20 protein-coding genes are annotated in these 20,036 nt (G+C 71.0%); 14 read left to right on the top strand and 6 right to left on the bottom strand.

What is annotated here, in order from left to right; all coding sequences use genetic code 11:
* The first annotated feature begins 153 nt into the window (after positions 1-153).
* The 4 genes from ACIRDU_RS05585 to ACIRDU_RS05570 all read left to right on the top strand — a co-directional run bounded on the left by ACIRDU_RS05585 (position 154) and on the right by ACIRDU_RS05570 (position 4,260).
* Entirely contained in the window at positions 154-1,203 is a 1,050-nt protein-coding gene (locus ACIRDU_RS05585; RefSeq protein WP_403574802.1) for a LacI family DNA-binding transcriptional regulator, read from the top strand.
* Between the two features lie 600 nt (positions 1,204-1,803).
* Positions 1,804-2,403 (top strand): dihydrofolate reductase family protein, encoded by a 600-nt coding sequence (locus ACIRDU_RS05580; protein WP_403574799.1) that lies wholly within the window; start codon positions 1,804-1,806, stop codon positions 2,401-2,403.
* A gap of 73 nt (positions 2,404-2,476) precedes the next feature.
* Positions 2,477-3,412 (top strand): GNAT family N-acetyltransferase, encoded by a 936-nt coding sequence (locus ACIRDU_RS05575; RefSeq protein ID WP_403574796.1) that lies wholly within the window; start codon positions 2,477-2,479, stop codon positions 3,410-3,412.
* A gap of 44 nt (positions 3,413-3,456) precedes the next feature.
* On the top strand, positions 3,457-4,260 hold the full coding sequence (locus ACIRDU_RS05570) for a sugar phosphate isomerase/epimerase family protein (RefSeq protein WP_403574794.1): 804 nt from the start codon (positions 3,457-3,459) through the stop codon (positions 4,258-4,260).
* Between the two features lie 91 nt (positions 4,261-4,351).
* On the opposite strand, the gene ACIRDU_RS05565 is transcribed toward ACIRDU_RS05570, so the two are convergent.
* Both ACIRDU_RS05565 and ACIRDU_RS05560 read right to left on the bottom strand, forming a co-directional pair.
* Positions 4,352-4,582, bottom strand: a complete 231-nt coding sequence (locus ACIRDU_RS05565) for a DUF397 domain-containing protein (RefSeq protein WP_403574793.1) — start codon at positions 4,580-4,582, stop codon at positions 4,352-4,354.
* The gene (locus ACIRDU_RS05560; RefSeq protein WP_403575170.1) at positions 4,569-5,378 is read right to left on the bottom strand and encodes a Scr1 family TA system antitoxin-like transcriptional regulator; all 810 of its coding nucleotides are present in this window, start codon (positions 5,376-5,378) and stop codon (positions 4,569-4,571) included. The genes ACIRDU_RS05565 and ACIRDU_RS05560 overlap by 14 nt, the downstream gene beginning before the upstream one ends.
* A 345-nt stretch (positions 5,379-5,723) precedes the next feature.
* Here ACIRDU_RS05560 and ACIRDU_RS05555 point away from each other — a divergent pair, with 345 nt between their 5' ends.
* Positions 5,724-6,032 (top strand): hypothetical protein, encoded by a 309-nt coding sequence (locus tag ACIRDU_RS05555; RefSeq protein ID WP_403574790.1) that lies wholly within the window; start codon positions 5,724-5,726, stop codon positions 6,030-6,032.
* A gap of 12 nt (positions 6,033-6,044) precedes the next feature.
* On the opposite strand, the gene ACIRDU_RS05550 is transcribed toward ACIRDU_RS05555, so the two are convergent.
* Entirely contained in the window at positions 6,045-6,638 is a 594-nt protein-coding gene (locus ACIRDU_RS05550; protein WP_403574787.1) for a CGNR zinc finger domain-containing protein, read from the bottom strand.
* An 86-nt stretch (positions 6,639-6,724) separates the two neighbouring features.
* On the opposite strand from ACIRDU_RS05550, the gene ACIRDU_RS05545 reads away from it, so the two are divergent.
* Positions 6,725-7,525, top strand: coding sequence for an MBL fold metallo-hydrolase (locus ACIRDU_RS05545; RefSeq protein ID WP_403574784.1), 801 nt, complete (start codon positions 6,725-6,727; stop codon positions 7,523-7,525).
* Positions 7,526-7,532: 7 nt separating this feature from the next.
* Here the strand turns inward: ACIRDU_RS05545 and ACIRDU_RS05540 are convergent, their stop codons facing one another.
* Together ACIRDU_RS05540 and ACIRDU_RS05535 are read right to left on the bottom strand one after the other, a co-directional pair.
* Positions 7,533-8,180 (bottom strand): dihydrofolate reductase family protein, encoded by a 648-nt coding sequence (locus tag ACIRDU_RS05540; RefSeq protein ID WP_403574781.1) that lies wholly within the window; start codon positions 8,178-8,180, stop codon positions 7,533-7,535.
* An 81-nt stretch (positions 8,181-8,261) separates the two neighbouring features.
* Complete coding sequence (locus ACIRDU_RS05535) at positions 8,262-8,426, bottom strand: hypothetical protein (RefSeq protein WP_403574778.1); 165 nt, start codon at positions 8,424-8,426, stop codon at positions 8,262-8,264.
* 229 nt (positions 8,427-8,655) lie between these two features.
* On the opposite strand from ACIRDU_RS05535, the gene ACIRDU_RS05530 reads away from it, so the two are divergent.
* The 6 genes from ACIRDU_RS05530 (at position 8,656) to ACIRDU_RS05505 (ending at position 15,265) form a co-directional block, all read left to right on the top strand.
* A complete protein-coding gene (locus ACIRDU_RS05530) occupies positions 8,656-9,675 on the top strand; it encodes a LacI family DNA-binding transcriptional regulator (protein WP_403574775.1) in 1,020 nt (339 codons plus the stop codon).
* The gene (locus ACIRDU_RS05525; RefSeq protein ID WP_403574772.1) at positions 9,672-11,204 is read left to right on the top strand and encodes a sugar ABC transporter ATP-binding protein; all 1,533 of its coding nucleotides are present in this window, start codon (positions 9,672-9,674) and stop codon (positions 11,202-11,204) included. The genes ACIRDU_RS05530 and ACIRDU_RS05525 overlap by 4 nt, the downstream gene beginning before the upstream one ends.
* Complete coding sequence (locus tag ACIRDU_RS05520) at positions 11,194-13,143, top strand: substrate-binding domain-containing protein (protein ID WP_403574769.1); 1,950 nt, start codon at positions 11,194-11,196, stop codon at positions 13,141-13,143. The genes ACIRDU_RS05525 and ACIRDU_RS05520 overlap by 11 nt, the downstream gene beginning before the upstream one ends.
* Before the next feature lie 75 nt (positions 13,144-13,218).
* Positions 13,219-14,121, top strand: coding sequence for a ribokinase (locus ACIRDU_RS05515; protein ID WP_403574766.1), 903 nt, complete (start codon positions 13,219-13,221; stop codon positions 14,119-14,121).
* Entirely contained in the window at positions 14,118-14,507 is a 390-nt protein-coding gene (gene rbsD / locus ACIRDU_RS05510) for a D-ribose pyranase (RefSeq protein ID WP_403574763.1), read from the top strand. Before ACIRDU_RS05515 ends, rbsD begins: the two co-directional genes overlap by 4 nt.
* 245 nt (positions 14,508-14,752) lie before the next feature.
* A complete protein-coding gene (locus ACIRDU_RS05505; RefSeq protein WP_403574760.1) occupies positions 14,753-15,265 on the top strand; it encodes a hypothetical protein in 513 nt (170 codons plus the stop codon).
* A gap of 97 nt (positions 15,266-15,362) precedes the next feature.
* On the opposite strand, the gene ACIRDU_RS05500 is transcribed toward ACIRDU_RS05505, so the two are convergent.
* A complete protein-coding gene (locus ACIRDU_RS05500; RefSeq protein ID WP_391293869.1) occupies positions 15,363-15,533 on the bottom strand; it encodes a hypothetical protein in 171 nt (56 codons plus the stop codon).
* Between the two features lie 527 nt (positions 15,534-16,060).
* Here ACIRDU_RS05500 and ACIRDU_RS05495 point away from each other — a divergent pair.
* Entirely contained in the window at positions 16,061-18,340 is a 2,280-nt protein-coding gene (locus tag ACIRDU_RS05495) for an ATP-dependent RecD-like DNA helicase (protein WP_403574757.1), read from the top strand.
* 179 nt (positions 18,341-18,519) lie between these two features.
* On the top strand, positions 18,520-19,809 hold the full coding sequence (locus ACIRDU_RS05490) for a citrate synthase (protein WP_020273567.1): 1,290 nt from the start codon (positions 18,520-18,522) through the stop codon (positions 19,807-19,809).
* Positions 19,810-20,036: the final 227 nt, after the last annotated feature.

Below are 20,036 nucleotides of genomic sequence, written 5' to 3'. Positions count from 1 at the left end.
AACCGGGGGTCGGGGGCTTAAGGTCTGCTCGGAACCATGGCCATGGGTTTGTCGGGACAGAGGCGGTCGACCTGCTGCTCCTCTCGGAACCATGGCCAGTGGTCTGGGTGTGTACGAGGGCGAAGACGAGATGCGCGACCGGAGGACGACGAGATGACGGTGACCCTGGCGGACGTGGCGGCCCGCGCGCAGGTCTCGCCCGCGACGGTGTCGCGTGTGCTGAACGGGAACTACCCCGTGGCGGCCTCCACCCGCGAGCGGGTGCTGAAGGCCGTGGACGAGCTGGACTACGTGCTCAACGGGCCCGCGAGCGCCCTGGCCGCCGCCACCTCCGACCTGGTCGGGATCCTGGTGAACGACATCGCCGACCCGTTCTTCGGGATCATGGCGAGCGCGATCCAGGCGGAGATCGGCGGGCCGGGCGGCCGTGCGGGCGGGGAGAGACTCGCGGTGGTCTGCAACACGGGCGGCTCCCCCGAGCGGGAGCTGACCTATCTCACGCTGCTCCAGCGGCAGCGCGCCGCGGCCGTGGTGCTGACCGGCGGGGCGATCGAGGACGCGGCGCACCAGGCGGCGATGGACGCGAAGGTGCGGAAGCTGACCGAGGCGGGGACGCGGGTGGTGCTGTGCGGGCGGCCGCCGGCGCCGGACACCGGGGCGATCGCGCTGACCTTCGACAATCGCGGCGGCGGGCAGGAGCTGACCGAGCACCTCATCGGGCTCGGGCACCGGCGGCTCGGCTACATCGCCGGCCCCGAGGAGCGGACCACCACGCGGCACCGGCTGGAAGGGCACCGGGCCGCGCTGGCCGCGCACGGTATCGAGGACGACCCCCGGTGGACGGTGCACGGGCGCTACGACCGGCGGTCCGGCTACGAGGCGACGCTGGAGCTGCTGCGGCGTGATCCGTCGCTGACGGCGGTCGTCGCGGCGAACGACTCCGTCGCGCTGGGGGCGTGTGCGGCGCTGCGGGACTCGGGCCTGCGGATCCCGGAGGACGTGTCGGTGGCGGGGTTCGACGACCTGCCGTTCAGTATCGACGCGGTGCCTTCGCTGACGACGGTGCGGTTGCCGCTGGCGGAGGCGGGGGCCCGGGCCGGGCGGATCGCCATGGGCCGGGAGGAGGCGCCGCCCGGGGGGATCGCGTCGGTGCGGGGGGAACTGATGGTGCGGGGGTCCTCCGGGGTGCCGCGGTCTTCTTGAGGCGCTGCGGCTTGAGGGGTGCTCGGGGTCGGTGCCGGGGGTGACGGTGCTGCGGCTTGTGGGGTGCTGGGGGTCGGTGCCGGGGGTGACCGTGCCGCTGGTTGAGGGGTGCTCGGGGTTGGTGCCCGGGCCGTGCGGGGGCTGCCGCTCCCACGCCCCCGCTTCGGCCTGAACGGCCTCGTCCTCAAACGCCGGACGGGCTGGGGTGGCGATGCCAGAACCCCCTCCACACTCCCGCCCACGGCGGCGAGGGTGGGGACGTGGGCGCCGGTGCAGCGGCAGACATCGGGCCAACTGCCCCCCCCTCGCCGGGCCCCGGCAGGCCGCCCAGGGTGGCGTGGACGCGCCGCATGGAGTCCCCGCCGCCCTCCGGGGACATCAACTCGTTGTACCAATCGGCGTGTTCGTCATACGCGGGCGTCGTCTTCGAGGACACCATGGCCGGACGCCATGGCCCCCGGCGCCGGCCGTGCGGAGGCGTTCGCCACGAGTGTGACGTGACGTACCGACGCTTCGGCGATGAGTTTCGCGGCGCGGACGGGTCTGCAGTGGCGTCATCAGTGACCCCCTCTCCCGAGCGAGAAACCCGGAGTGAGTCCCATGCGTATCGTCATCACCGAGTTCATCAGCCTGGACGGCGTCGTGCAGGCCCCGGGCGGGCCGCAGGAGGACACCGACGGCGGCTTCGCGCACGGCGGCTGGTCGCACCCGTACTTCGACGAGGAGGTGCTGGGCGGCGCCTTCGACGCGGGGCTGGCCAGAGCCGACGCGCTGCTGTTTGGGCGTCGTACGTACCAGACGATGGCCGGAGCCTGGCCCGAGCGGGCCGGGGACCCCTTCGCCGACCGGATGAACTCCCTGAAGAAGTACGTCGTCTCCAGCACCCTCGGCGAAACCGACCTGACCTGGAACAACTCCTCCCTCATCCCCGGCGACCAGGCTGTCGCCCGCATCCGGGAGCTGCACGAGGCCGAGGGCGGCGAGATCGCCATGATGGGCAGCCCGACACTCGTGCGGATGCTGCTGTCGGAGGGACTGGTCGACGAGCTCCAGCTCGTCGTGATGCCGGTGATCCTCGGCGGCGGCAAGACGATCTTCCCCGGCGACGGGGTGAAGCGCCCGATGGAGCTGGTCTCCGCGGTCACCGGCAAGACCGGCGCCCAGGTCTGCGTCTACCGGGCGGCGGCGGTCGAGGGGTAGCTCGTGCGGTCCTGGGCGGCCTACGCTCGAACCGTCGGTATCTCTGACTGAGTCAAGTATCGGGGGTCGGGTCATGACCGTCCAGGACATCCGCTCCTTCAACCGCTTCTACACGAACGTCATCGGCGCCCTCGACTATGGCCGCCGGCTCTACGCCCCCTACACCCTCACCGAGTCCCGCGTGCTCTACGAGCTGGCGCACGCCCCCCGTACGGACGCCGCCGACCTGCGGGCCCGGCTGCACTTGGACGCGGGGTACCTGACCCGCATCCTGAACAGGTTCGAGGAGGACGGGCTGGTCGAGCGCGGCCCGTCCGAGACGGACCCGCGCCGCCGCAGCGTCACGCTCACCGCGCCCGGCCGGGAGGCCGCCGCGCTGCTCGACGAGCGGGCACGGGAGTCGGTCGGGGCGATGCTGGACACCGTGCGGCCGGAGGACCGGCCCCGGCTGGCGGAGGCGATGCGGACCGTCCGGACGATCCTGGGCGACGGCCGCGCCGCCCCGCGCCCCGAGGACGTCGTCCTGCGCGAGCCCGCCCCCGGCGACCTCGGCTGGATCGTCCAGCGCAATGCCGCGCTGTACGCCGCCGAGTACGGCTGGAACGCCGACTACGAGGCCCTGGTGGCGCGGATCGTCGCCGACTACGCCGAGGACCACGACCCGCACCTGGAGCGGACGTGGATCGCCGAGCTGGACGGGCGGCCCGTCGGATCCGTGATGTGTGTCCGGGACGACGCGCCCGGCGCCGCCCGCCTGCGGCTCCTGCTCGTCGAGCCGGACGCGCGGGGCCTGGGCATCGGCGACCGCCTGGTCGGGGCGCTCGTCGACTTCGCGCGCGAGGCCGGCTACCGCGAGGTCGTCCTGTGGACGAACGACGTCCTCACCGCCGCCCGCCGCATCTACCGGCGCCACGGTTTCGTCCTGGTCGCGGAGAAACCGCACCGCTCCTTCGGCCAGGACCTGACCGGCCAGGACTGGCGACTGGATCTTCACGCAACACCAGGGTGATTGAGGGGAGTCGCAGGCGGGGGTGCCGGGTAGGGTCCGTCCTCATGAAACTGGCGTTCTCCACCCTCGGTGTCCCCGGCCTGCCCCTGCCCGACGTCCTGCGGCTCGCGACCGCCCACGGCTATCACGGCGTCGAGCTGCGCACCCATCCCGAGGAACCGGTCCACACCGGCCTCGGCCCCACCGAACGGGCGGACATCGCGGCCGAGTTCAAGGGAGCGGGCGTAGAGCTCCTGGGCCTTGCGGGTTACGTACGCGTCGCCGCGCCGGGCGACGACGAGCCCGTCCTGGCCGAGATCCGCGCCCTGATCGACCTGGCCCACGACCTGGGAGCCCCGTACGTCCGGGTCTTCCCCGGCGGCGACCTCGACGCCCAGACCCCCGAGGAGGCCGACGCGACGGCCGCCCGCCGTCTGGGCACGGCCGCCGAACACGCCAATGACCTGGGTGTACGCATCCTCCTCGAAACCCACGACTCGCACCGCACCGCCGCCGACACGATGCGGATCCTCGGCCTCGTCGGCCACCGCCAGGTCGGCGCCCTCTGGGACGTGATGCACACCTGGCTCGGCGGCGAACAGCCCTCCGAGACCTACGCGGCACTCTCCCCCCACCTCGGCTACGTCCAGGTCAAGGACATCGCCGCCACCGACGACACGACCCCCCTGCCCCTCGGCGCGGGCGTCCTCCCCCTGGCCGAGTGCGTCGAGGTCCTCTCCCGCCACGGCTGGGACGGCTGGCTCTGCTGGGAGTACGAGAAGCGCTGGTACGAGGAGGCGGCCCCGCTGCCCGACCTGCTGGGGCCCGCTCGTGAGCACCTGAGCAGGTTGCTGAACGAATCGGCGTGACGCGTCAGCCCTGGGCGGAGCGGGCGGCCCCGGTCGCCAGGACCATGAGCAGCGCGGTGCATCGAGGCGGCCGAACGCGTGGGCGCGAGAGCTACCCGACCCTCGGCCTCGCGCTGTCTTCCCAGCGCCTGATGTGCCCGTCCTTGACGGCGGTGACGAACGCGGCCCAGCCGCTCCGCGAGAAGACCAGGGCGGGGCCGTGGGCGGCCTTGCTGTCCCGCACCGGGACGCCGGGGTGGCCGGGGGCGACTTCGAGGCACTCAGCTTGACTACCGCCGCTGTAGCTGGACTTGAACCACCCGGTGTGCTCACTGCTGATCATGCTCGTGATCCTCTGCTGCCGCCTTGACGAGGGCCAGTGACTCCTGCTGCGACAACGCGTCGCTCAGAGCCAGAGCGTAGGCGGTCTGACAGGCACTCACCAGAGCCGGATCGTCCATCAGACGTCCGGTCTCGAACGCGTCGACGTATGCCACCGGGGCGGAATCCTCAAAGCTCATCAGGGTGAGCAGGCTCTCCATGAGCGGATGCGCCCCGACGCGGTACGGAAGGACGTGCAGCCGAATCCGTCGCGACCCGGCCAAGTCCGCGATCTTGTGCAGTTGTTCCGCCATGACCTTCGGGCCACCCACAGCGCGTCGCAGCACCGCCTCGTCGAGAAGCGTCCAGATGACCGGAGCCGAAGGACCGTCAAGGATGCGGGCACGCTCTGTTCGAATGACAACTTGCCTGTCAAGTTCCTGGTCTGTGGTGGTGGGGCGGTAAGCCGCGAACACGGCCCGGGCGTAGTCGGGTGTCTGAAGCAGGCCGGGGACCAATGCGAGCGCGAATTGCTGGATCAGCGTCGCCTGTCGCTCGAGTTCGGCGGCGGCAGCGAAGCGGGGGTCGTACTTGTTCTCCAGATCGTCCAGCCACCGCGCGAAGAACCCGTCCGTCCCCAGCGCCCGGTCGATCCGCTGCGCGTCATCCGGCTTGGGGAGGCGTCTGCCCGCTTCGAAATGGCTGATCAGCGTGGGTGAGCACACCACCTGGCCGCCCAGTTCCTCCTGGGTGAGGCGGGCGGCGGTCCGCCGCAGCCGCATCTCCTCCCCGTACTTCTGACGCGGCGTTCGAAGCATGCGGCGTTCGTCCACGTGCCCAACTCCTCTCCTTGACAAGCGCGATGTCAAGCTCCACCCCCTGGCAGCGTAGCCAGTGCCGACCTCACCCTGTGAGTGATTCACCACAGAACGAAGTCACCGCAGGTGAGAAGGCAGGCAAGCAGACATGGCAGACCTCATCGCCCGGCTCCTCGAACCACTCCTCCGCCACCTCCTTCCTCCCCGGGGGAGGCGGCGGCGACCGGCGGCACCGCCCTCACCCCCGTCCGGGCGCCCCGCGGTCCGCTGCCGTCCCGACGAGCGTCCGCTCCAGGGAGAGGACAACCGACTGGTACGCCCCTACCTGATGGCGGAGGCGAACGCATGACCGGCGGGGCGCGCGACCACGCGGTGCCCGGGCGGCTGTTGCCGTGGACCAGTGCCGACGGCAGGCCGTGCTACCTCGTGGGCGACGGAACCGGCTACGTCTCGCGGCTCGCCGACGAGATCGAGGACGTGCAGATCGACATGGCGGACCAGCTGCTCGGGCATGCCTCCGAACTCCTCGCGGAACGCCGGGTGACCAGTGCGGAACTGCACTACTTGGCCCGGCGGCTCAGCGAGTCCCTGCGGGACGTCAGAAGGGTCGCGGAGAGCAGAGGGGCGCGGCTCGCCCACAGGCCCCCGCCATGACCGGGGCGGGGGTCAGCGGTGCTCGGTGCGGCGGGCGTACGCGCGGGCCGCGCGGGCGCGGTCGCCGCAGCGGGTGGAGCACCAGTGGCGGCGGCCGTGGCGGAGCAGGTAGCGGTTGCAGGGCGGCGAGCCGCAGGCGGTGAGGCGCTCGGCGGCGGGGGAGGTGAGCAGGTCGGCGGCGTCGGCGGCGAGCGTGGCCAGGGCGAGGTCGACGATCGCGGTGGTCGGGTGGGGAGCGGTGCGGTAGGGGCCGGTCTTGTCGTCCCACCGCAGCAGGGGGGCGGTGGGGACCCGGGTCATCGCGTCGTTGAGGGCGTTCACGGCCGCCGGCAGGGCGGGCACGCCGTCGGTGCGGGCGGCGAACAGCGACCTGATCTGCTCGCGCAGTGACCGCAGTTGGGCCGCGCACATCTCCCGCATGCCGGCGTCGACCGGGGCGAGGCCGCGCTGGGTCAGCCAGTGGTTCGTCTGAGCGGGGGTGCCCAGGAGATCGAGCGTGCGCCCGCCGGGCAGTGCGATCGCGGTGTTGGCGAGGGCCAGGGAGGGGTGCTCCTCCTCGCCCTGTGCGGGCGGCGGCGCGGGCTGTTCGGTCACGGGCTCCTCCATGCTTCTCATGGTACGGCTTGCCTGTATCCGTGAGAAGCGGCTACGGTCGTCTCACGGTTCAACCGCGTCTATCCGTGAGGTGCCGCATGTCCTCCCTTCCCGTGCCGACCGACTTCCCCGTCCGCGTCCTCGGCGGCCCGACCGCCCTCTTCGACTACGGCGGCCTGCGCTTCCTGACCGACCCGACCTTCGACGCTCCCGGCGACTACGGCCGGCCCGGGGGTCCGCTCCTGACCAAGACCGCGCCCTCCGCCGGCAGCCCCGCCGACCTCGGCCCCATCGACGTGGTCCTGCTCTCCCACGACGAGCACCCCGACAATCTCGACACCTCCGGCCGGGCCCTGCTTCCCGGCATACCCCTGACCCTGACCACGCCCGGCGGCGGCGAGCGCCTGCGCGAGAGTCTGGGGGACAAGGTCCGGGGCCTGGCCGACTGGGAGTCCGTCCGACTGGACCGCCCCGACGGCGGCACGATCACCGTGACGGGCGTCCCCGCCCTGCACGGCCCCGGACCCCGCGAGCAGGTCGAGCCGTTCACCGGCCAGGTCGTCGGTTTCGTCCTGACCGGCGAGGGCCTGCCCACCGTCTACGTCAGCGGCGACAACGCCTCCCTCGCAGCGGTCCGCGAGATCGCCGGCCGCTTCGCCCCCGTCGACACCGCCGTGCTCTTCGCGGGCGCTCCCCGCTTCCCCGTCCTCTTCGACAACCAGGTCATCGTCCTGGACAGCGCCATGGCCGCCGAGGCCGCGCAGGTCCTCGGCGCCCGGCGCGTGGTCCCCGTCCACTACGACAGCTGGGCCCACTTCACCGAAGGCCGCGAGGAGCTGAAGGTCGCCTTCGCCGCCGCCGGGCTCGCCGACCGTCTGGACTGGGGCAAGGACGCCTGACCCGCCGTCACTTGCGCCAGAACAGGTGGTGAATCACCCCGCTCGGACTCGGTACGACATCGCAGTGGAAGCGGTCGAGCAGCTCTTCGGGGGACTCCCACAGCCGTGAGCCGGACCCGAGCACCACGTCGGGCGAGACCGCCACGTGCAGCGTGTCCACCAGGTCGGCGTCCAGGAACTCCCGGATGGTCGTCGCCCCGCCGCCGAGCCGGACGTCCTTGCCCCCGGCCGCCTTGCGCGCCTGGGCGAGGACCTCGGCCGGTTCACCGCCGACGAAGTGGAACGTGGTGTCGGAGAGGGTGAACGAGGGACGCTCGTGGTGGGTCATGACGAACACCGGCGTGTGGAACGGGGGTTCGTCGCCCCACCAGCCCTGCCACTCGTGGTCCTGCCACGGCCCGCGCTGGGGGCTGAACTTGTTGCGGCCCATGATCTCGGCGCCGATGTTGTTGGCGAAGTCGCGCGTCAGATAGTCGTCGAGACCGCGGCTGCCGCCCGGGTCGGTGCGGTTGGGCCAGCTTGCCGTGGCACCGGCCCAGGCGAACATCTGCCCAGGGTCGGCGTGGCCGAAGGGCCTCTCGAGACTCTGGTGCTCCCCGGCACCGAACCCGTCGCTCGAGACATTGAAGTTCTGCACGCGCAGCAGCTGGGACACAGCACTCCTCCTGTGGTCGACGTCAGGGCAGACCGCCCGGGCCGGCGAAACTCATCGGCACGGCCCGGCGGTTTCCCCGGCTCACCCGGCCTGCGCCACCAGGCCCTGGAGGGCCGGGCCCATGTCCGTGCCCCGGGGGAGGGTGAGGCAGTCCACCGACAGGCCGCCGCCGATGGGCATGCTGCGCAGTTCCACGCCGTCGCCTTCGAAGGCGACGGGTACGTCGTTCCGGTTCGCCGCCGTCATGGCTCCTCCGCTCCGGCCCGCCAGGGCCCTGAAGCCCCCTCACGGAAACCCCGTACCTCCAGCCTGGAACGCCGGGCCGCGCCCCGCGACATCACGATCCGGTCAAGAGGTACCGCCGGGGGCTTGATTCGGTGCCGTGTAATCGATTCCATGCTCCGGTCGATGTAATCGATTCCACGAGCACCCGCCCCGGTGCTCCCCGACTGATCCACAAGGAGGTGGAGCGGCGGTGGCCAGCATCAAGGACGTCGCTGCCGAGGCCGGCGTCTCCGTCGCCACGGTCTCGCGCGTCCTGAACGACCACCCGTCGGTCAGCGCCGACGCACGCACCCGCGTGCTGGCCGCCGTCGAGACCCTGGGCTACCGCCCGAACGCCGTCGCCCGCTCCCTGCGCACCGACCAGACCCACACCCTCGGCCTGGTCATCAGCGACGTACTGAACCCGTACTTCACCGAGCTGGCCCGTTCCGTCGAGGAGGAGGCCCGCGCGCTCGGCTACAGCGTCATCATCGGCAACGCCGACGAGCGGCCGGACCTCCAGGACCACCACGTACGCACCCTGCTGGACCGCCGCATCGACGGCCTGCTCGTCTCCCCGACGGACGGCGGCTCCCCGCTGATGCTGGACGCCGCGCGGGCCGGGACGCCCATGGTGTTCGTGGACCGGTGGATCCCGGGCGTCGACGTGCCGGTGGTGCGGGCGGACGGGCGGAGTGCCGTACGGGACCTCGTGGCGCATCTGCACGGCCTCGGGCACCGCAGGCTGGCCATCATCGCGGGCCCGGCGGCGACCACGACCGGCCGCGAGCGCGTCGAGGCCTTCCGGGAGGCGCTCGGCGCGTACGGGCTGGAGCTGCCCGACGCCTACACAGGGCAGGGCGACTTCCAGGCCGAGAGCGGCCGGCTGGTCACCGAGGGCTTCCTCGACCTGGCCGAGCCGCCCGAGGTCGTCTTCGCCGCCGACAACCTGATGGCGCTAGGCGCCCTGGACGCCGTACGCGCGCGTGGCCTGCGCGTACCGGACGACCTCGCGCTGGCCGCGTTCGACGACATCCGGTGGTTCGTGCACACCGATCCGCCGATCACCGCGATCGCCCAGCCCACGGGCGAGCTGGGCCGGGCCGCCGTACGGGCCCTGGTCGACCGCATCGAGGGGCGGCCCGGCGAGTCCGTCACCCTCCCCGCCCGGCTCGTCGTACGCCGCTCGTGCGGCGAGAACCCCACCCCAGTGCAAAGGAGCACGACGTGAGCAACGCGGACGAGTTGCTGCGCATCGAGGGCATACGGAAGACCTTCCCCGGCGTGGTCGCGCTGGACGGCGTCGACTTCGATCTGCGCCGGGGCGAGGTGCACGTCCTGCTCGGTGAGAACGGTGCCGGCAAGAGCACCCTCATCAAGATGCTCTCCGGCGCCTACACCCCCGACGCCGGGCGGATCCTGGTCGGCGGTGAGGAGACGCGCATCCACGGTGCGCAGGACTCCGAGCGGCTCGGGATCGCCACCATCTACCAGGAGTTCAACCTCGTACCCGACCTCACGGTCGCCGAGAACATCTTCCTCGGGCGCCAGCCGCGCCGCTTCGGGATGATCGACCGCAAGCGGATGGAGGCCGACGCCGAGGTCCTGCTGAAGCGGGTCGGCGTGACCGTGTCGCCCCGCGCGCGGGTCCGCGAACTCGGCATCGCACGGCTGCAGATGGTCGAGATCGCCAAGGCGCTCAGCCTGGACGCCCGCGTGCTGATCATGGACGAGCCGACCGCCGTGCTCACCTCCGAGGAGGTCGACAAGCTCTTCGCGATCGTGCGCACGCTGCGCGAGGAGGGCGTCGGGATCGTCTTCATCACCCACCACCTGGAGGAGATCGCCGCCCTCGGGGACCGGGTGACGGTCATCCGCGACGGGAAGAGCGTCGGGCAGGTCCCCGCCTCCACCCCCGAGGACGAGCTCGTACGGCTCATGGTCGGGCGCTCGATCGAGCAGCAGTACCCGCGCGAGCGGGCCGACCGCGGCGCCGCGTTGCTCACCGTCGAGGGACTCACCCGCGACGGCGTCTTCCACGACGTCGGCTTCGAGGTGCACGCCGGTGAGGTCGTCGGCATCGCCGGACTGGTCGGCGCCGGCCGTACCGAGGTCGTACGGGCGGTCTTCGGGGCCGACGCGTACGACAAGGGCAGCGTGAAGGTGTCCGGCGTCCCGATCGCCAAGTACGACGTCAACGCGGCGATGACCGCGGGCATCGGGCTCGTCCCCGAGGACCGCAAGGGCCAGGGCCTGGTGCTGGACGCGTCGGTCGAGGAGAACCTCGGCCTGGTGACCCTGCGGTCGGCCACCCGCGCCGGGCTCGTCGACCTCGAGGGCCAGCGCGAGGCGGCCGAACGCATCGCCCGGCAGCTCGGCGTGCGGATGGCGGGCCTCGGCCAGCACGTGCGCACCCTCTCCGGCGGCAACCAGCAGAAGGTCGTCATCGGCAAGTGGCTGCTCGCCGACACCAAGGTGCTGATCCTCGACGAGCCGACGCGCGGCATCGACGTCGGCGCCAAGGTCGAGATCTACCAGCTCGTCAACGAACTCACCGCCGCCGGCGCGGCCGTCCTGATGATCTCCAGCGACCTTCCCGAGGTGCTCGGCATGAGCGACCGGGTGCTGGTCATGGCCCAGGGCCGGATCGCCGGTGAACTCTCCGCCGCCGAGGCGACCCAGGACGCCGTGATGGCACTCGCCGTCAGCACCCCCACGGCAACGACCACGAACGAAACGGAGGCCTCCCGTGGCCACTGACACGCTCAAGAGCACGACGGGCGCGGGTGGCGCCTCGGGAGGCCTGCGCCGCCTCCTGCTCGACAACGGCGCGCTCACCGCGCTCATCGTCCTCGTCATCGCGATGTCGGTGCTGTCCGGCGACTTCCTGACCACGGACAACCTCCTCAACGTCGGCGTGCAGGCCGCCGTGACCGCCATCCTCGCCTTCGGCGTCACCTTCGTGATCGTCTCCGCCGGCATCGACCTGTCGGTCGGCTCGGTCGCCGCGCTGTCCGCCACGGTCCTCGCCTGGAGCGCCACCTCGGCGGGCGTCCCGGTCTTCCTCGCCGTCCTCCTCGCCATAGCGACGGGCATCGTCTGCGGCCTGGTCAACGGCATCCTGATCTCCTACGGCAAGCTGCCGCCGTTCATCGCCACGCTGGCCATGCTGTCCGTGGCGCGCGGTCTGTCCCTCGTCATCTCCGAGGGCTCCCCGATCGCCTTCCCCGACTCCGTCTCCCACCTCGGCGACACCCTCGGCGGCTGGCTGCCGGTGCCGGTGCTCGTGATGATCGTCATGGGCGTGATCGCGGCCTTCGTGCTCGGCCGGACCTACATCGGCCGCTCCATGTACGCGATCGGCGGCAACGAGGAGGCCGCACGGCTGTCCGGCCTGCGCGTGAAGAAGCAGAAGCTCGCGATCTACGCCTTCTCGGGCGTCTTCGCTGCCGTCGCCGGTGTCGTGCTCGCCGCCCGGCTGTCCTCCGCGCAGCCCCAGGCCGCCGACGGCTACGAGCTGGACGCGATCGCCGCGGTCGTCATCGGCGGAGCCTCCCTCGCGGGCGGCACCGGCAAGGCGTCCGGCACACTCATCGGCGCGCTGATCCTGGCCGTGCTGCGCAACGGGCTGAACCTGCTGAACGTCTCGGCGTTCTGGCAGCAGGTCGTCATCGGTGTCGTCATCGCGCTGGCGGTGCTGTTCGACACGCTGCGGCGCAAGGCGGGGGCGACCCCGGTGGCCGGTGCGTCTCAAGGCGGCAAGGGCAGGCAGGCGGCCACGTACGGACTCGCGGCCGTGGTCACCGTCGCGATCGTCGGCGCCACGTCGTTCCTGCACAACGGCTCCTCCGGCACGAGCGGCCCGAAGATGGGCCTGTCGCTGTCCACCCTCAACAACCCCTTCTTCGTGCAGATCCGGGCGGGCGCCCAGGCCGAGGCGGAGAAGCGGGGCGTGGACCTGACCGTCACCGACGCCCAGAACGACGCCTCCCAGCAGGCCAACCAGCTGCAGAACTTCACCAGTTCCGGGCTCGGCGCGATCATCGTCAACCCGGTGGACTCGGACGCCGCGAGCAACTCCGTCAAGGCCGCCGACCAGGCGAGGATCCCCGTCATCGCGGTCGACCGGGGCGTCAACAAGGCGTCGGTGGACGCCCTCGTCGCCTCCGACAACGTGGCCGGCGGTGAACTCGCCGCCAAGACCATCGCCGACAAGCTGGGCGGAAAGGGCAAGATCGTGATCCTCCAGGGCCAGGCCGGAACGTCCGCGGCCCGGGAGCGCGCGCAGGGCTTCGCCAACGGCCTGAAGGCCTTCCCGGGCATCCAGGTCGTCGCCCAGCAGCCCGCCGACTTCGACCGCACCAAGGGCCTCGACGTCATGTCGAACCTGCTCCAGGCCCACCCGGACGTCCAGGGCGTCATCGCCGCCAACGACGAGATGGCGCTCGGCGCGATCAAGGCGCTGGGCGCCAAGGCCGGCAAGTCGGTCTCGGTCGTGGGCTTCGACGGCACGCCGGACGGACTGAAGGCGGTCGAGGGCGGCACGCTGTACGCGTCCGTGGCGCAGCAGCCGTCCCAGCTCGGGAAGATCGCCGTGGACAACGCCCTGCGGGCCCTGAAGGGCGAGAAGGTCGAGGAGACGGTGAAGGTGCCGGTGAAGGTGGTCACGAAGGAGAACGTGGCCGGCTTCAACGGCTGACATCGGGGAACGGCCGGGCGGCCGCACACAGCTGGTGGGCCGCCCGGCCATGTCACTCACGTGGGGAGACGACTCATGTACGACTACGACCTCCTGGTCGTGGGGTCGGCCAACGCCGACCTGGTGATCGGAGTGGAGCGCCGGCCCGGTGCCGGCGAGACCGTGCTCGGCTCCGACCTGGCCGTCCACCCGGGCGGCAAGGGGGCGAACCAGGCCGTCGCCGCCGCCCGGCTCGGTGCCCGTACGGCGCTGCTGGCCCGGGTCGGCGACGACGCGCACGGCCGGCTGCTGCTGGACTCGCAGCGCGCGGCGGGCGTCGACACGGTGGGGGTCCTGGTGGGCGGCGCGCCCACCGGGGTCGCGCTGATCACGGTCGACCCGTCCGGGGACAACAGCATCGTCGTCTCGCCCGGCGCGAACGGCCGCCTCACCCCGGAGGACGTCAGCGCCGCCGGGTGCCTCTTCCAGAGCTCCCGGGTGGTGTCGGCTCAGCTGGAGATCCCGCTGGAGTCGGTGGTGGAGGTCGTACGGAACCTCGCGCCGGGGAGCCGTTTCGTCCTGAACCCCTCACCGCCGCGCCCCCTTCCGCAGGAGGTGCTGGCGGCCTGCGACCCGCTGATCGTGAACGAGCACGAGGCGAAGGTGATCCTGGGCGACTCCGCCGTGGGGGACACCCCCGAGGACTGGGCGCGGATCCTCCTCGCCAAGGGGCCGAAGTCGGTGGTGGTGACGCTGGGCGCGCAGGGCGCACTGGTGGCGTCGGCGGAGGGCGTCTCGCGGGTGCCGTCGGTGAAGGTGGACGCGGTGGACACGACGGGAGCGGGCGACTCCTTCACCGCCGCGCTGGCCTACCGGCTGGGGGCGGGCGAGTCCCTCGCCCGGGCGGCGGCGTACGCGGCGCGGGTGGGTGCCGCGACCGTGACGAAGGAGGGCGCGCAGGCGTCCTTCCCGACGGCGGCGGAGGTCGCCGGTTCATGAAGAAGGCCGGAATACTGAACCGTCACCTCGCCGGTGCGCTGGCCGAACTGGGCCACGGCGACGGGGTGCTGGTGTGCGACGCGGGCATGCCCATACCCGACGGCCCCCGGGTGGTGGACCTGGCCTTCCGGGCCGGCGTGCCGGCGTTCGCGGAGGTGCTGGACGGGCTGCTGGCCGAGCTGGTGGTCGAGGGGGCGACGGCGGCGCGGGAGCTGCGGGAAGCCAACCCGGAGGCGTCCGCGCTGCTGGAGGGGCACTTCCCCGGGCTGGACCTCGTCTCGCACGAGCGGCTCAAAGAGCTGTCGGCGGGGGCCCGGCTGGTCGTCCGCACGGGCGAGGCACGGCCGTACGCGAACGTCCTGCTGAGGTGCGGGGTCTTCTTCTGACACCCCGGAACGGCTTGTGAGAGCCCCGAACGGTTTCGAGGGGGCCCGGTCCGTCGACCGGGCCCCCTCGGCTTTTCCCCTCCCGTCAGGAACCCCCGCGATCCCCCCGGATCCCCCTCCAGAAGTCCTGACGCCTAGTACGACCCCGCGAGGGCGGAAAGGGTTGCACGGCGGAGTAAGAAATTCTTGCCGGATTCTTGAGGGCCCCCTGCCGGGGCGGCCTCGGCCCGCCCTAGGTTGACACCATGCGCCTCTTCGACAAGCTGACCGGGACCGGATACCCCGCCGACGGTGTCGCTCCGCGTCCGGCCGAGGAGGTGCGGACGGCCCTGCTCGCTCTGGGCCGCCCCGACGTCCCGTACGTCGTCCGCGACGGTGCCGCGCAGGGCGCCGACCTGGTCGCGGAGTGGCGGACGGCCGAGCCGGCCTGGCAGGACCTCTTCGTCCGGTCGCAGTTGACGCGCGCCGTCCGGTTCCGGATGCGCCTGGTCCGGGAGAACCACGAGGTGCGTGTCGTCGAGGAGGGACGGGAGGTCACCCGGGTCGGCGACCCGCCGCGGTTGCAGGTCTCCCGGCAGTACACGCGCGGGCCCGACAGGACCGTCTCCCGCCACTACACGATCGGCCGGGGGGAGAGCGGCCGCCTCGAGGCGACGGAGACCTACCGCTTCGACAGCGCGGAGCTGCGCGACCCCCTCACCGAGGTCGTTCTCACCGCGGGCTGGACGTGGCGCGGAGTGATCTTCGGCAGGCTGTGAGCACGCGGGTGAGACCTCCGTCGTCCTCCTCGATGTCGCGCACGTGCTCGAACCGATATCTCGATATGACGTACGGGCGGCGCTCCGGCCGGTGTCCTCACCGCCGCAGGCTGTAGCTCACCATCGACGCCCCGACCACCGACCCGAACGCCGGCAGCAGGAACTGCGCGAAGGCCTCCCAGCCCCATACGATCCCCGCGCACGCCGCCGCGATGTTGATGGCCAGGGACATGATCCACAGGGCGACGCTCTGGGCCTGGGGTGACATCGTTCCTCGTCGTCATTCGGGGCGGCGGAAAGGGAAAAGGGCAGGGCGGAATCAGCCCGGTCCCGGGCTCGGGAGCGGGTGGAATTCCGGCATGGGTGGCCGGTTCGGCGGGGGAGGGCCGGGGGTGTTCCCGTTCGGCGCGGAACGCCCCGGAGCCACGATCGTATGGTCCCCCGAAACCGCCGGGGCCATCACGAGCAGCGTCAACGTGCTGACAGCGCACAGGCCGACGAGAAGCGCGCCCGCGGTCTCCACGCGGCGGGGGGTGCTCGGGCCTGGGGGACGCATCGGCATCACGCTCGCTTCGGAATCGACTCCGCCCCCTTTTTTGATGAACCCCCGAATTCTTTCACGGCAAAGATTCGCAAAAGGGTCCCCTTCGATGCTTGAACTGTAAAGCTTCAAGCTCTCCTGTGAATGCACCGTGAAAAGTGGGCACCTGACCGCATACTGATCGGTCGCTTTATTCCACGTCCGTCGGCGGATCGCCCCGCCGCACTGTCGTACCCGGGCGGTACCGTCGGATCATGACCGATCAGGCGGGGGCCGCCCAGGCGGGCGAGCGGCGACTGGCCACACTGGAAGGCGTACTCGAACGCATCACGTACGCCAACGAGGAGAACGGCTACACGGTCGCCCGGGTCGACACCGGCAGAGGCGGCGGCGACCTGCTCACGGTCGTCGGCGCGCTGCTCGGCGCACAGGTCGGCGAGTCCCTGCGCATGGAGGGCCGCTGGGGCTCCCACCCGCAGTACGGCAAGCAGTTCCACGTCGAGAACTACACGACGGTCCTGCCGGCCACCGTCCAGGGCATCCGCCGCTACCTCGGCTCGGGCCTGGTCAAGGGCATCGGCCCGGTCTTCGCCGACCGCATCACGCAGCACTTCGGGACGGACACCCTCACGATCATCGAGGAGGAGCCCAAGCGGCTCATCGAGGTCCCCGGGCTCGGCCCCAAGCGCACCAAGAAGATCGCCGACGCCTGGGAGGAGCAGAAGGCCATCAAGGAGGTCATGCTCTTCCTCCAGACGGTCGAGGTCTCCACGTCCATCGCCGTGCGCATCTACAAGAAGTACGGCGACGCCTCGATCTCGGTCGTGAGGAACCAGCCGTACCGGCTCGCGTCCGACGTCTGGGGCATCGGCTTCCTCACCGCCGACAAGATCGCCCAGTCCGTCGGCATCCCGCACGACAGCCCGGAGCGCGTCAAGGCGGGCTTGCAGTACGCGCTGTCCCAGTCCACCGACCAGGGGCACTGCTTCCTCCCGGAGGAGCAGCTGATCAAGGACGCGGTCAAGCTCCTCCAGGTCGACACGGGACTGGTCATCGAATGCCTGGCCGAACTGGCCGAACCCCCTCAGGACGGCGAGGACCCCGGTGTCGTACGGGAGAAGGTGCCGGGCCCCGACGGCGGGGAGCCCGTCACCGCGATCTACCTCGTCCCCTTCCACCGCGCCGAACTCTCCCTCTCCGCCCAGCTGCTGCGCCTGCTGCGCACCGGGGAGGACCGGATGCCGGGCTTTCGGACCGTGGCCTGGGACAAGGCGCTGAGCTGGCTGAAGGGGCGTACGGGCACCGATCTCGCGCCCGAGCAGGAGGCCGCCGTCAAGCTGGCGCTGACCGAGAAGGTCGCCGTCCTCACCGGCGGCCCCGGCTGCGGCAAGTCCTTCACGGTCCGCTCGATCGTGGAGCTGGCCCGCGCCAGGAAGGCGAAGGTCGTGCTCGCCGCCCCCACGGGCCGGGCCGCCAAGCGCCTGTCCGAGCTCACCGGTGCGGAGGCCTCCACCGTCCACCGCCTGCTGGAGCTCAAGCCCGGCGGTGACGCGGCCTACGACCGGGAGCGCCCGCTGGACGCCGACCTGGTGGTGGTCGACGAGGCGTCCATGCTGGACCTGCTCCTCGCCAACAAGCTGGTCAAGGCGGTCCCGCCGGGAGCGCACCTGCTCTTCGTGGGGGACGTGGACCAGCTGCCCAGCGTCGGTGCGGGCGAGGTCCTCCGGGACCTCCTGGCCGACGGCGGCCCGATCCCCGCCGTCCGTCTCACCCGGGTCTTCCGCCAGGCCCAGCAGTCGGGTGTGGTGAGCAACGCGCACCGGATCAACGCCGGCCAACACCCGCTCATGGACGGCATGAAGGACTTCTTCCTCTTCGTCGAGGACGACACGGAGGCCGCCGGCCGGCTCACCGTCGATGTGGCGGCCCGCCGCATTCCGGCCAAGTTCGGGCTGGACCCCCGCCGGGACGTGCAGGTCCTGGCCCCCATGCACCGGGGCCCGGCCGGCGCGGGAACCCTCAACGGCCTGCTCCAGCAGGCCGTCACCCCGGGCCGCCCCGACCTGCCCGAGAAGAGATTCGGCGGACGGGTCTTCCGCGTCGGCGACAAGGTCACCCAGATTCGCAACAATTACGAGAAGGGCGAGAACGGCGTCTTCAACGGCACCGTCGGTGTGGTGACCTCGCTCGACCCGGTCGACCAGCGCCTGACGGTGCTCACGGACGAGGACGAGGAGGTGCCGTACGAGTTCGACGAGCTCGACGAGCTGGCCCACGCGTACGCCGTGACGATCCACCGCTCCCAGGGCAGCGAGTACCCGGCGGTCGTCATCCCGGTCACCACGGGAGCCTGGATGATGCTCCAGCGGAACCTGCTCTACACGGCGGTCACCCGGGCCAAGCAGCTGGTCGTCCTCGTCGGATCGCGCAAGGCGATCGGCCAGGCGGTGCGCACGGTTTCGGCGGGCCGGCGGTGCACGGCACTCGACTTCCGGCTCGGTTCAGCGAAAAATGATCGATCAAATGAGTCGTGAAGGTCACAAGGCACTTCCGGAAGGGGAACACAGGGGGCAGGATGAGCAAGTTGACGGCACTCAGTGCCGTCGATAGGCCCGATGGTCGACCCCGAGTGCACTCTCCTGAGCCAAGTGGGGGATGGTAGAGACAGTCAGGGCAACCTCGAAGATGAGGCACAACGTCGGTGAGGGAAGACGTGAGCGACAACTCTGTAGTACTGCGGTACGGCGACGGCGAGTACACCTACCCGGTGATCGACAGCACCGTCGGTGACAAGGGCTTCGACATCGGAAAGCTCCGCGCCCAGACCGGTCTGGTGACGCTGGACAGCGGTTACGGCAACACCGCCGCGTACAAATCCGCGATCACCTACCTGGACGGCGAAGCGGGCATCCTGCGGTACCGCGGCTACCCGATCGAGCAGCTGGCCGAGCGCTCCACCTTCCTGGAGGTCGCCTACCTGCTGATCAACGGCGAGCTGCCGACGGTCGACGAGCTCTCGTCGTTCAAGAACGACATCACGCAGCACACCCTGCTGCACGAGGACGTCAAGAACTTCTACAAGGGCTTCCCGCGCGACGCCCACCCGATGGCCATGCTGTCCTCGGTCGTCTCGGCGCTGTCCACGTTCTACCAGGACAGCCACAACCCGTTCGACGAGCGCCAGCGCAACCTCTCCACCATCCGGCTGCTCGCCAAGCTCCCGACGATCGCCGCGTACGCGTACAAGAAGTCGATCGGTCACCCGTTCGTCTACCCGCGCAACGACCTCGGCTACGTCGAGAACTTCCTCCGCATGACCTTCTCGGTCCCGGCGCAGGAGTACGAGCTGGACCCGACCGTGGTCTCCGCGCTCGACAAGCTGCTGATCCTGCACGCGGACCACGAGCAGAACTGCTCGACCTCCACGGTCCGCCTGGTGGGCTCCTCGCAGGCGAACATGTTCGCCTCGATCTCCGCCGGCATCAACGCCCTGTGGGGCCCGCTGCACGGCGGCGCCAACCAGTCGGTGCTGGAGATGCTGGAGGGCATCCGCGACTCCGGCGGTGACGTCGACTCCTTCATCCGCAAGGTGAAGAACAAGGAGGACGGCGTCCGGCTGATGGGCTTCGGCCACCGGGTCTACAAGAACTTCGACCCGCGCGCCAAGATCATCAAGGCCGCCGCGCACGACGTGCTCTCCGCGCTCGGCAAGTCCGACGAGCTGCTGGACATCGCGCTGAAGCTGGAGGAGCACGCGCTCTCCGACGACTACTTCGTCTCGCGCAGCCTCTACCCGAACGTCGACTTCTACACCGGCCTGATCTACCGGGCCATGGGCTTCCCGACCGAGATGTTCACGGTCCTGTTCGCCCTCGGCCGCCTGCCGGGCTGGATCGCCCAGTGGCACGAGATGATCAAGGAGCCGGGCTCCCGCATCGGCCGCCCGCGCCAGATCTACACGGGCGTGGTCGAGCGCGACTTCGTTCCCGTCGAGGAGCGCTGAGACCGCCGCCCAGGAGCCCTGAGGCGCGGTACCGCTCGAGCCCCCGCATCCGGTTGCCGGATGCGGGGGCTCTCGCGTGATCTCTTACGCGATTTCTTACGCAATAAAGAAGGCGCCCCGGCGCCGGTCCCCCCACGGGCCGACGACCAGGGCGCCTTCCCAGTCCCGGTACGGATTCCCCCCACGGGATCCGGCCGGGCGTCTGTGAGGACAGCGCCTGAATCGCT

Source organism: Streptomyces sp. NPDC093598, assembly GCF_044764825.1.
In the GTDB taxonomy this organism is placed as follows: domain Bacteria; phylum Actinomycetota; class Actinomycetes; order Streptomycetales; family Streptomycetaceae; genus Streptomyces.
Note: the sequence above shows the minus strand (reverse complement) of the source record. Positions and strands in the feature narration are given on the sequence as shown.

Bases quoted from the DNA above. Each gene is read 5' to 3' on its own strand.
- ACIRDU_RS05585 (WP_403574802.1), top strand. From the start codon at position 154: ATGACGGTGACCCTGGCGGACGTGGCGGCCCGCGCGCAGGTCTCGCCC.
- ACIRDU_RS05580 (WP_403574799.1), top strand. From the start codon at position 1,804: ATGCGTATCGTCATCACCGAGTTCATCAGCCTGGACGGCGTCGTGCAG.
- ACIRDU_RS05575 (WP_403574796.1), top strand. From the start codon at position 2,477: ATGACCGTCCAGGACATCCGCTCCTTCAACCGCTTCTACACGAACGTC.
- ACIRDU_RS05570 (WP_403574794.1), top strand. From the start codon at position 3,457: ATGAAACTGGCGTTCTCCACCCTCGGTGTCCCCGGCCTGCCCCTGCCC.
- ACIRDU_RS05565 (WP_403574793.1), bottom strand. From the start codon at position 4,582: ATGATCAGCAGTGAGCACACCGGGTGGTTCAAGTCCAGCTACAGCGGC.
- ACIRDU_RS05560 (WP_403575170.1), bottom strand. From the start codon at position 5,378: ATGCTTCGAACGCCGCGTCAGAAGTACGGGGAGGAGATGCGGCTGCGG.
- ACIRDU_RS05555 (WP_403574790.1), top strand. From the start codon at position 5,724: ATGACCGGCGGGGCGCGCGACCACGCGGTGCCCGGGCGGCTGTTGCCG.
- ACIRDU_RS05550 (WP_403574787.1), bottom strand. From the start codon at position 6,638: ATGGAGGAGCCCGTGACCGAACAGCCCGCGCCGCCGCCCGCACAGGGC.
- ACIRDU_RS05545 (WP_403574784.1), top strand. From the start codon at position 6,725: ATGTCCTCCCTTCCCGTGCCGACCGACTTCCCCGTCCGCGTCCTCGGC.
- ACIRDU_RS05535 (WP_403574778.1), bottom strand. From the start codon at position 8,426: ATGACGGCGGCGAACCGGAACGACGTACCCGTCGCCTTCGAAGGCGAC.
- ACIRDU_RS05515 (WP_403574766.1), top strand. From the start codon at position 13,219: ATGTACGACTACGACCTCCTGGTCGTGGGGTCGGCCAACGCCGACCTG.
- rbsD (WP_403574763.1), top strand. From the start codon at position 14,118: ATGAAGAAGGCCGGAATACTGAACCGTCACCTCGCCGGTGCGCTGGCC.
- ACIRDU_RS05505 (WP_403574760.1), top strand. From the start codon at position 14,753: ATGCGCCTCTTCGACAAGCTGACCGGGACCGGATACCCCGCCGACGGT.
- ACIRDU_RS05500 (WP_391293869.1), bottom strand. From the start codon at position 15,533: ATGTCACCCCAGGCCCAGAGCGTCGCCCTGTGGATCATGTCCCTGGCC.
- ACIRDU_RS05495 (WP_403574757.1), top strand. From the start codon at position 16,061: ATGACCGATCAGGCGGGGGCCGCCCAGGCGGGCGAGCGGCGACTGGCC.